Consider the following 9,602-nt stretch of genomic DNA (forward strand, 5'->3'; position numbering starts at 1 on the left):
ATGTAGCGTGGGGCTTCATGGTCGTCACCTTCGAGCTGGGCGTCGAGGACCTCGCGGACACCCGCTTCGCCCTCTCCCCGCTGCACGAGACCGTGCTCAGCCTTCGCGTGCTGCGCGATCCAGGGCTGTCGGCGCTGCACCTGCCGTGGCGGCGGGCGGCGCTCCGAGCGATCGGCGAACTCGGCGACCTCGACGCCGGGTTGCTGCTCTCCCTGGTCGCCGCGCGGCGGACCGTGCCGGACTTCCTCACGCCGCGCCCACCGGTCTTCGCGCCCGCCTTCGAGGAGGAGTTGGCCGCCGTCCGCCGGACCGCCGCCGAGGTGGTCCGGCGCGACCTGGCGGACACCCACCTGCCGGACCCGCCGCCCGGGCCGCTGCGCACCGCCCTCGCCGGCGCCGGCGATGCCGAGGTGCGGGCGCTGCGCGACCGGATCTGCGAACTCCTCGGCCGGTACTGGGAGATCGCGCTCCGGTCGGAGTGGCCGAGGATGCGGCTGCTGCTGGAGGCCGACATGACCTACCGCGCCCGCCGGCTGGCCGTCGGCGGCGCCCGGCTGCTCTTCGCGGACATGCACCCGTTCCTGCGCTGGAACCGCGGTGTCCTGCACATCTCGGACATGCTCAGCCACCACCACGTCGCCGCCGCCGGGCGCGGCCTGCTGCTGATCCCGTCCGTGTTCTCCCACAAGCCGGCCCCGCCGCTCGGCGCGGACGGCGCGCCCGTGCTCGCCTATCCCTGCCGGGGCCTGGCGACCCTCTGGTCCCCGCCGCCCGTCGTCGACGCCCCCGCGCTCGCCGTGCTGGCGCCGCTGGTCGGGGCCGCCAAGGCCCGGCTGCTCACCATGCTCGACGAGCCGCTCTCCACCGCCGAACTGGCCCGGCGGCTGCGGGTGACGCCCAGCGCCGTCTCCCAGCACCTGCGGGTGCTGCGCGCCGCCGGCCTGCTCGTCCGGGCCCGCGACGGCCGCCAGGTGCTCTACCGGCGGACCGCGCTCGGCGACCGACTGGCGGGCGGCGGTGGGTGATCGCTCAGGGCAGCACCGGCCGGCGGCGCCCGCCGAGGAGTTCGCGGGCGGCGTCCAGATGGCCGGCGTGGCAGGCGGTGTCGGTGATCACGTGCAGCAGGACGTCGCCCAGGGCGTGCGGATGCGGCTCGCCGAACAGGTCGTGCGGATGCGGCTCGCCGAACAGGTCGTGCGGATGCGGCTCGCCGAACAGGTCGTGCGGCCGCCGGGCGAGGGCGCGGTCGGCCGGGCCGGCGGCGATGACGGCGTCGGCGCGCCCGGCTTCCCGGCGGTAGCGGGCGAGGACTTCGGCGGCGGGCACATCGGCGCTCACACGCCAGGCGTCGTCCTCCTCCGCGAGGTGCCGGATGACCGCCTCGTCCCCGGCGGCCACCGCGCGGAACCAGAACCGTTCGACGTCCAGCGCGAGGTGCTGGACCGGCCCGAGGCAGTGCCGGCCGGAGGGCAGTACGGGGCGCCGCAGGGTCGCGTCGTCCAGACCGTCGAGGATGCCGATGACACGGCGACCAGGCGCTGGGCGTCGAGCGCGCGGAGCAGGGCGGCGGTGTCCGTCATGACGCGGCCGGGCCGGCGGGGGTGGCCGGTGCGGTGAGGGTGGCTGGTGCGGTGAGGGTGGCCGGGTCGGTGTTGGCGCCGCAGAGCACGACGCAGACCCGCTCGCCGTCGGCGGGCCGGTAGCCGAAGCCGTCGTCCTCCCCGGCGAGCAGGGCGGCGAAGGCGGTGGCGGCGCCGTGCTCGACCACGATCCGGCGCTCCTCCCACAGCGCCTGCCGGGCCCGGACGATCGCCGCGTCCGGGACGAGCACGGAACGCACGCCGTCGTGCCGCGCCGCGTCCACGGCCAGTGCGGTGGCACGGCGGGCGCCGAGGGAGTCGGCGGCCACCGAGCCGACCGTGACGTCCACCGGCCCGCCCGCCGCCAGCGCGGCGTGCAGCGCGCGGGAGTGCTCCGGTTCGACCGCCACCACCCGGACGCCGTGCTCCCGGGCGGCCGTGGCCACCCCCGCGAACAGCCCGCCGCCGCCGACCGCGACCAGCACCGTGTCCAGGCCGGGCAGCCGCTCGTGGACCTCCTCCAGCAGGGTGCCCGCGCCCGCCGCGATCAGCGGGTGGTCGTAGGCGTGGCTCGCCAGCGCGCCACCGGCCCCGGCGTACTCCTCGCAGGCGGCCAGCGCCTCGGCGTACTCCGCGCCGACCAACCGCACGTCCGCCCCGTACGAGCGCAGCCGCGCCACCTTCACGCCCGGGGCGTTGGCCGGCAGGAACACCGTCGCCCGCACGCCCTGCTGCCGCGCCGCCCAGGCGCACGCCAGCCCGGCGTTGCCCCCGGAGGCGATGGCCACCCCGGCGTCCGGCAGCGATCCGGCCTCCCGGTGGGCGAGCAGGAAGTTCTGCGCGCCGCGCGCCTTGAACGACCCGGTGTGCTGGAGGTACTCCAGCGCCAGCCACAGCCGGTCGCCGCCCGGCGCGAGCGCCACGGGCCGCACCTGTCCCGCGATGCGTGCCGTGGCCGCCTTGATGTCGTCGTAGCCGAGCCTTCGCTGCTGCTCCATGGTGTGCCGCCTCCCCGTCCGGGTGCCTTCGTACCGTGTGTACCGTACGGAACCGGGGAGACGGCCGGGAGCATCATCCCGGCCGTACGAGAACGAAGAACGGAGGCGCCGCCGTGATCGGTGTGCTGCTGCTGGGCATCCTGGCACTCGTCGTCGGGGGCTGCGTCTGCGTGGTCTGGGCCGACCGCGGCGGCCCCCGCTGGACCCGCGCCGTCGCGGCCGCCACCGTCGGCACCGGCCAGGTCCTGCGCCGCTACCAGAAGTCCCAGCGCCGCGAGGTGGGCGGCGACGCCGGCGGGGACGGGGACTGACCGGCGCGGGTGCCGCCGGTCCTTGTCACCCGCCCAGCGGCACCCGCACCCCCGAGCCGCCCGCCCCGTCCGCCCGATCACCTTGATCGGGGCGTGCCCGTCCGCCCGTCCGCCCGTTGCCGACGCACGCGCCTGCACGTCAGGTGTCGGCGCCTCCGTGTGCTCGGCGCACGCGGCCGTCCCAGCGCCAGTCGCCCGGCTGGTGGCGCGGGTGGCCCGGGAGCGCGCTGCGGCCGGTGCACCAGAGGAGGGTGTCCGCCGGGCCGTGGCCCTGCGGGGCCGCCGGGAAGAGCCGGGCCACCGCCGGCCCGGCGAGGTCATCCGCCGGCGGCCGTTCGAGGTCGAAGGCGCGGGCCAGGTCCCAGCCGTGGACCAGGAGTTCCACGATTCCCATGGCGGCGAAGCCCGGCCCGTCCGAGTGGCCCCGGGGGTGCCAGGCCCGGGCGTCCGGCGGGGTGTCGCGCACGGTGGTGGCGAGCAGGGCGGCGGCGATGCGCACGCCCTCCAGGCAGTGCGGGACGGGGGCGGCCGGGTCCAGCGAGCCGAAGAGGGTGATGTAGCGGTCGGTGGGGCGGGCGGTCAGCAGGCCCGCGTCGCCGAGGACGCCGAGCGCCAGGTGGTCGAGGGTGGCCCGGGCGGTCCACTCGCCCGCCTCGACGACCAGCGCGGGCCAGTCGTGGTCACTTGGCGATCACCTCGATCAGGCGGGCGTAGCCGTCCGTGCCGTGCCCGGCGGCGACGGCCCGGCGGGCCTGGTCGGCGAAGACCTCCGGCAGGGCCGGTTCAGGCCGGCGTCGGCGCCGCCTCCAGCGTGTTCCCCGGTGCGGAGCCGCCCGTCTCGGTCGGCGTGCGCCACTGCTCGACGGTGCGCTGCGCGCGGGCACCGACACGGACCTCGCGGCCCGGTGCGCGGACGGTGATCGTCGTGAATCCGATGGCGCGTCAGGCCGTGGGCCGGGAGGGGCCGGGGGTTGTGGTCTCGCTGTTCCCCGACGAGGCCTCGGCGGCGGCACTCGGCACGGACCCGACGGACCTCTCGGCGTGGGTCCCGGCGTTCCGTGCGGGGCAGCGGCAGGCCGAGGCCGAGCGTGAGCGACCGGCCGCAGTCCTGTAACGACGTTTCACCGGGCGCCAGGAGGGCCGGCGATGCTCAGGGCCGGTCCTCCAGACGCCGGAGGCGCATGCTGACCGTCCGCCAGAGCCACACGCCCGAGAGCGGCAGCGTCGCCAGCCCGACGACGACCGCGTCGCGCATCCGGTCGGCCGTGAAGTCGTCGCAGTTGACCCTTCTGTAGTCCGCCCCGACGTTCTCGTAGAACATCGGCGACCCGCAATGCTCCCTGACGCCGCTCGGATACTCGTGCGTGACCGGCACGAAGGCCAGCCCGACCGCCCACAGCCACGCGCCGAGCGCCGCCAGCCCCAGCGCGTGCACTCCCCAGACCCGCGACCGCCGGGTGCGTCGCCACGCCCGTGCCTCCCGCTCCTCCAGCAGCGCCCCGATCTCCCCGGTCTCCATGTCGTTCCCCCCTCGTTCGTACGATGAACGGCCGAGGAGAGCATCGCAGGCCGCGCTCCCCGGCCGTCGGTGGGGCCGCTCAGAAGTCGAACAACGCGCCCGTGGTGCGCAGCAGGACGCAGTGGTTGCCGTAGGTGTGCTGGAAGGAGAGGTGCCGGCCCCGGTACACGCCGGTGGCGGTGACGGTGTACGGGTCGTAGATCTGGGTGCAGACACCCGGGTCGACGTTCAGTTGGCCGAGGTCGCCGTTGACCGAGTCGACCAGCCGGCAGGCGGTGAACGGGTCCGGGTGGGTCGTGCTGCCGTCCGGGGGGCAGTCGAGGCCGACCACGTGCGGTGTGCCGGAGGTCGGGGTCGGACCGTGTGCCACGGTGAGCCGCAGGACGGCGTCGGCGGCGGGGACCGGGGCCGGCACCGGGGTGATGGCGTTGGCGGTGCCCGCGAGACCGGTGGCGAGCAGGGCGGCCGCGAGGAGGGCGAGGATGGGGGTCGTCTTCACACCCGGCGCAACGACCCGCCGGTGGGCGGGTCACGGCCGGCGGCCGCAGCGGAGTGGGAAGTCGGCGGGTCCGACTTCTCAGGACGGGCCGCCGTCCGCGCGGCGTTCGGCGGCCCGTTCGGCGGCCTGCTCGATCGCCTTCTCGGTCGCCCGTTCAGCGGCCCGGGCGGCGAGGTCGTACGCCGCCTCCAGGAGGTCGTCGAAGCTGTCCGCCCGGGGCTGGACCTGCGGGCCGACGGCCGCGATCGCCGCCATCGCGTCCAGGCCGGCCCGGCCCGGGTCGCGTGCCAGGAACGTCCTGCCGCGCCGGATCCGCAGGATGGCGACGGCGTGCCGTCCCATCAGCGCGGTCTCGGAACGCGGCCCGAAGACCCGCTCCTGCCGGGGGAGCAGCACCTCGGCGAGCTTGAGGGCCTCCTCTGTCCGCCCCGACTCGGCGTAGGCGTTGATCAGATTGGCGGCCGACAGCAGCGTGTCCGGGTGCTCGCGGCCGAGCACCCGCGACCGCCCCCGCAACACGGACTCGCCCAACTCGGCCGCCTCCTCGTTGCGGCCGCTGCGCCGGTAGGCGACGGCGAGGTCGCCCCGCGCGCCCAGCGCCGCAGGGTGGTCGGCGCCCAGCACCTCGTCCAGGCCGGCCGAGCCCCGCTCCACCAGCGGGATCCCCTCCGCGGCGCGCCCCGCGTCGTCGTAGGAGAGTCCGAGGCTGACGCGGACGAGGTGGGTGTCGGGATGGTCCGGCCCCAACGCGCGCTCGCTGCCGGCCAGGACCTCCTCCTGGAGCGCGATCGCCTCGGCCAGCCGCCCGGTCCGCCGGTAGGAGATGGCGAGGTTGGACCGCGTGGTGAGCGAGGAGGGGTGGTCGGCGCCGTGGCCGTGCAGTTCGCCGACGACCCGCTCCTCCAGCGCCACGGCCTCGTCGGTGCGTCCCGCGTGGCTGTAGGAGACGGCGAGGTCGGAGCGGGAGGACACGGTGTCCGGGTGGAGCGGGCCGAGGACCCGCTCCCGGGCGGCCAGTACCCGTTCCTTGAGCGCGATCGCGTCGCCGTCCAGGCCGGCGAGGCTGTAGGACATGGCGAGGTTGGCGAGGACGGTCAGGGTGCCCGGGTCGTCCGCGCCGCGCAGCTGCTCGTACGCCACCGCGACCTGCTTCAGCAGCGAGGCGGCCTCCGGCGACCGGCCCGCCTCCCGGTGGGCGGCGGCGAGGTTGGCACGGGCGGTGAGGGCGCGCGGGTGCTCGGGGCCGAGGTCGCGCGTCAACGCGTCGACCTCCTCGCCCCAGTGCGCGACGGCGGCCCGGTGGAGTGCGGCGTGGAGGAGGCTGATGCCCGCCTTCTCGCGCAGCAGGGTCCCGGGGAAGTGGTGCATGGCGTCGCCGACATGGCCCTGCAGCACGGCGGAGCTGGTGCGGAGGCTGCCGCTCAGCCGGTGGTCGGCGTGCTCGGTCTCCGGCCACAGCTCGTACAGTGCCCAGATCGCCGCGACCTGCGGGACCCGCGGCTCGGGGCTGGTGTCGCGGGCGGCGCGGGCGGTCAGCGCGTGGATGGTGATCTCGCGGTGGGCCGGCGCGGCCCAGGGCTGCACCTCGGGGTCGCCCGCCGGGCGGCTGGCGATCAGGTTGTAGGAGTGCAGGACGGCGAGCACGGTCAGCGCCTCGTCGCGGCTGACCGGCGGTGGGGCGGGGGGTTCGTCGGACGGTTCGGCGGACGGCCCCCGGCGCCGGAACCGGGGGAGCCGGCGCCGCGCCGTACGGCCGTTCGCGGGCGGCTCGGGGGCCGCCCGGGTCTCCTGGCCGGCCGGGGCATCCAGGTCGGCCGGGGTGCGGTGGCGGGCCAGGTAGTCCGTGGCCGCCCTCGTCGTCCACAGCGCGCGCGGGTGACCGGCCGGGTCGAGCAGGGCCGCCAGCCGCACCGCCGCCGCGGCCAGCCCCTTCGGCTCGGTCCGCTGCGCCGCCTCCAGCGAGATCAGCAGCGCGGTGGCGACCGGCCTGCCGTACAGCTCGGTGTCCGCCTCGGGCGGCAGCACGGTGTCCAGCGTGCGGCTGCGCTCGTGGAACAGCTCCAGGTAGTCGGCGCAGGTGCGGTGCTGGTTGACCATGAACGCGGCGGCGTGCGCGAGGGCGAGCGGCAACCGCCCGAGCGCCTCGGCGAGTTCCCCCGCCCGCTCGTCGAGCAGGTACGGGAAGCCGGCCGAGGTGAGGCGGTCCCGCAGGTAGCCGGCCGCCTCCGCCACGCTGTAGACGTCCACCGGGACGAGCGCCCGGCCACCGCCGGAGGCGTGCGCGCCGCGCTGCCGGGTGGTGGCGAGCACCCGGCCGTTGCCCCGCCGCGAACTCCCCGGCCACAGCGGGCCGGTGGTGGTGAAGTCGGTGACGTCGTCGAGCACGACCAGCCAGCCGCGGTCGGTGCTGCGCAGCCAGTTGAGGAAGCGCAGGGCGTTCCGCTCGACCTCGGCCGGCGTGTCGACGGCCCCGGGCACCTGCACCGCGAGGGCCGCCTCCGCGTACGTGGCGAGCACCGCGGCCGGGTCGGCGGCCGGCGCCCACACCACGACGTCCACGCCCCCGTCGGGGAGCAGCGCCCGGTGGGCGTAGTCGGCGGCCAGCTGGCTCTTGCCCACCCCGCCGCCCCCGGCGAGGACCTGGGTGAGCACCACCGTCTCGTGCCCGGTCCGCGCCTCGTCGATCCTCGCCCGGACGGCGGCGCGGGGCTGGAAGGCGCTCGCCAGGACGGGGAGGGCGCCGATCAGGACCGGCCACTGGGGCTCGGGCGGCGGGGCGTCCTGGCGGACGTAGGTGCCGGCCTGGATCACATCGCCGTGCACGGTGGAGTTGGTGACCTTGTTGACGACGACCTGCTGCTCGCCGCCGTCCGGCTCCGCCGGTTCGATCATGGTGTGATCCTCCGTCAATCACTCGACCTCGGACATGATTCCGCCTCCACGGCGGCGGATTCCACCACTTGCGGGACTTTCTGTGCGCGATAGCGGGCCGCCAGGGCCTGGACGGTCGCGGCGATGCGGTCGCGGAGTCCGGGCGGGGACAGCACCTCGATGTCGGTGCCGAGCCGGAGGAACTCGCCGTGCGCGTGGTCGACGGACTCGATGGGGATCCGGGCCTCCGTCCAGCCGTCGCCGTCGGCGGCGTCCGGTGTCACGCCGAGGCGGCGGGCGCCCTCCGCCGTCAGTCGGACCAGGGCCTCGCCGGTGTGCAGCCGGGCCCGGAAGTCGGCGAGGGAGGCGTGCCAGTGGGCGGCCAGGTGAAAGCCGGCGGGGGCGGTGGCACAGGGCTCGTCGAGGAGGCGCAGGCCGAGGACCTGGTCGACCCGGTACGTGCGCAGGCCGGTCGCCCCGCCCGCGACCAGGTACCAGCGGCCGGCCTTGAGCACGAGCCCGTACGGGTCGACCCGCCGCTCGATCTCCTCCGGCGCCCGCCAGCGGCGGTAGCGCAGGACCAGCGCCCGCCGCTCCCAGACGGCGGTGGCGACGTCGGCGAGGTGGGGGTGCGGCGTGCGGCCGGCGTCGCCGTACCAGCCGGGCGCGTCGAGCAGGAAGCGCTCCCGGATCCGCCCGGCGTGCTCGCGCAGTTCGGCGGGGAGGGCGGCGTGCAGTTTGAGCTGCGCGGTGGCGAGCGCCTCCCCGAGGCCGAGCTGCGCGGCGGCGTCGGGGAGCGCGGCGAGGAAGGCGGCCTGTGCCTCGTCGCCGGTGAGCCCGGTCAGCCGGGTCCGGTACCCGTCGACGAGCCGGTACCCGCCCGCGTGCCCGGCGGCCCCGTACAGCGGGATCCCGGCGGCGGCGAGGGCGTCGACGTCCCGGTAGACCGTGCGGACGGAGACCTCCAGTTCGGCGGCGAGCTGCCGGGCGGTCATCCGGCCGCGGTTCTGGAGCAGGAGGAGGAGGGTGACGAGTCGGCTCGCGCGCATGGGAGAAGTATCGGGCTTCGCTGACAGGGGGTGTCAGTGAAGCCCGCTTAGCGTGCGGGGCATGGATGAGATCGTCGAACTCCGTCAGTACACCCTGCACCCGGGGGCGCGCGAGACCCTGATCGAGCTGTTCGAGCGCGAGTTCGTGGGTGGGCAGGAGGCGGTCGGCATCAGGGTCGGCGGGCGCTTCCGGGACCTGGACGACCCGGACCGGTTCGTGTGGCTGCGGGCGTTCCCGGACATGGCGAGCCGTCGGCGTTCGCTGGAGGCCTTCTACGGCGGGCCGGTGTGGCGGCGGTGGCGGGAGGAGGCGAACGCGACGATGGTGGACAGCGACGACGTGCTGCTGCTGAGGGGACCGGGCTTCACGCCCGCTCCGGGTGTGAGCGCGGCACTCGTGACCGTCTGCCACCCGGCGAGCCCGGAGGCCTTCGACGCTTACGCCGAACGCCACTTGGGCGCACACCACGCCCTCCACCGCACCGAGCACGCGGTGAACGACTTCCCGGCCCTGCCGGTGCGGGAGGGCGAGGAGGTCCGGGTGTGGTTCGGCCCGGCCGGGCCGCATCCGTGGCCGGCGGTGCAGCTGAGGCTGGAGCCGGTGGAGCCGGTGGAGCCGGTGGAGCGGTGAGCCGGGGGAGTGGGAAGTCGGCGGATCCGACTTCCCACTCCGGGCTAGGTGTTCTGGCCCGTGAGGTTGGGAACGCGGCTGGTGGGTGGTTTGCCTGCGAGTGCGGTGTGTCCGCGGTGGTGATTGTAGGTGTGGAGCCAGGCG

10 protein-coding genes and 1 pseudogene are annotated in these 9,602 nt (G+C 76.0%); 3 read left to right on the forward strand and 8 right to left on the reverse strand.

The annotated features are described in order from the left end of the window. Positions 1 to 17 precede the first annotated feature (17 nt). Complete coding sequence (locus ACFZBX_RS16755; RefSeq protein ID WP_391534475.1) at positions 18 to 1,025, forward strand: helix-turn-helix domain-containing protein; 1,008 nt, start codon at positions 18 to 20, stop codon at positions 1,023 to 1,025. Positions 1,026 to 1,029: 4 nt separating this feature from the next. On the opposite strand, the gene ACFZBX_RS16760 is transcribed toward ACFZBX_RS16755, so the two are convergent. Both ACFZBX_RS16760 and ACFZBX_RS16765 read right to left on the reverse strand, forming a co-directional pair. Continuing rightward, a complete protein-coding gene (locus ACFZBX_RS16760; RefSeq protein WP_391534498.1) occupies positions 1,030 to 1,521 on the reverse strand; it encodes a DUF664 domain-containing protein in 492 nt (163 codons plus the stop codon). A 55-nt stretch (positions 1,522 to 1,576) separates the two neighbouring features. Beyond that, positions 1,577 to 2,578, reverse strand: coding sequence for a threonine/serine dehydratase (locus ACFZBX_RS16765; protein ID WP_391534476.1), 1,002 nt, complete (start codon positions 2,576 to 2,578; stop codon positions 1,577 to 1,579). Between the two features lie 113 nt (positions 2,579 to 2,691). On the opposite strand from ACFZBX_RS16765, the gene ACFZBX_RS16770 reads away from it, so the two are divergent. Beyond that, a complete protein-coding gene (locus ACFZBX_RS16770) occupies positions 2,692 to 2,889 on the forward strand; it encodes a hypothetical protein (RefSeq protein ID WP_391534477.1) in 198 nt (65 codons plus the stop codon). A 139-nt stretch (positions 2,890 to 3,028) separates the two neighbouring features. On the opposite strand, the pseudogene ACFZBX_RS16775 reads toward ACFZBX_RS16770, so the two are convergent. From ACFZBX_RS16775 to ACFZBX_RS16800, 6 genes and pseudogenes are all read right to left on the reverse strand, one after another. Beyond that, positions 3,029 to 3,562: pseudogene (locus ACFZBX_RS16775) on the reverse strand (maleylpyruvate isomerase N-terminal domain-containing protein); the annotation flags it as partial. Positions 3,563 to 3,569: 7 nt separating this feature from the next. Further along, positions 3,570 to 3,902, reverse strand: a complete 333-nt coding sequence (locus tag ACFZBX_RS16780; protein WP_391534478.1) for a hypothetical protein — start codon at positions 3,900 to 3,902, stop codon at positions 3,570 to 3,572. Between the two features lie 137 nt (positions 3,903 to 4,039). After that, positions 4,040 to 4,408 (reverse strand): hypothetical protein, encoded by a 369-nt coding sequence (locus ACFZBX_RS16785; RefSeq protein WP_391534479.1) that lies wholly within the window; start codon positions 4,406 to 4,408, stop codon positions 4,040 to 4,042. A gap of 79 nt (positions 4,409 to 4,487) precedes the next feature. Next, a complete protein-coding gene (locus tag ACFZBX_RS16790; RefSeq protein WP_391534480.1) occupies positions 4,488 to 4,907 on the reverse strand; it encodes an SSI family serine proteinase inhibitor in 420 nt (139 codons plus the stop codon). Positions 4,908 to 4,985: 78 nt separating this feature from the next. Next, positions 4,986 to 7,799 (reverse strand): tetratricopeptide repeat protein, encoded by a 2,814-nt coding sequence (locus ACFZBX_RS16795; protein ID WP_391534481.1) that lies wholly within the window; start codon positions 7,797 to 7,799, stop codon positions 4,986 to 4,988. A 14-nt stretch (positions 7,800 to 7,813) separates the two neighbouring features. Beyond that, a complete protein-coding gene (locus ACFZBX_RS16800) occupies positions 7,814 to 8,827 on the reverse strand; it encodes a helix-turn-helix transcriptional regulator (protein WP_391534482.1) in 1,014 nt (337 codons plus the stop codon). Between the two features lie 61 nt (positions 8,828 to 8,888). Here ACFZBX_RS16800 and ACFZBX_RS16805 point away from each other — a divergent pair, with 61 nt between their 5' ends. Continuing rightward, positions 8,889 to 9,458, forward strand: a complete 570-nt coding sequence (locus ACFZBX_RS16805; RefSeq protein WP_391534483.1) for an NIPSNAP family protein — start codon at positions 8,889 to 8,891, stop codon at positions 9,456 to 9,458. Positions 9,459 to 9,602: the final 144 nt, after the last annotated feature.

The sequence above is a fragment of the Kitasatospora sp. NPDC008115 genome, from assembly GCF_042957205.1.
GTDB lineage: Bacteria > Actinomycetota > Actinomycetes > Streptomycetales > Streptomycetaceae > Kitasatospora.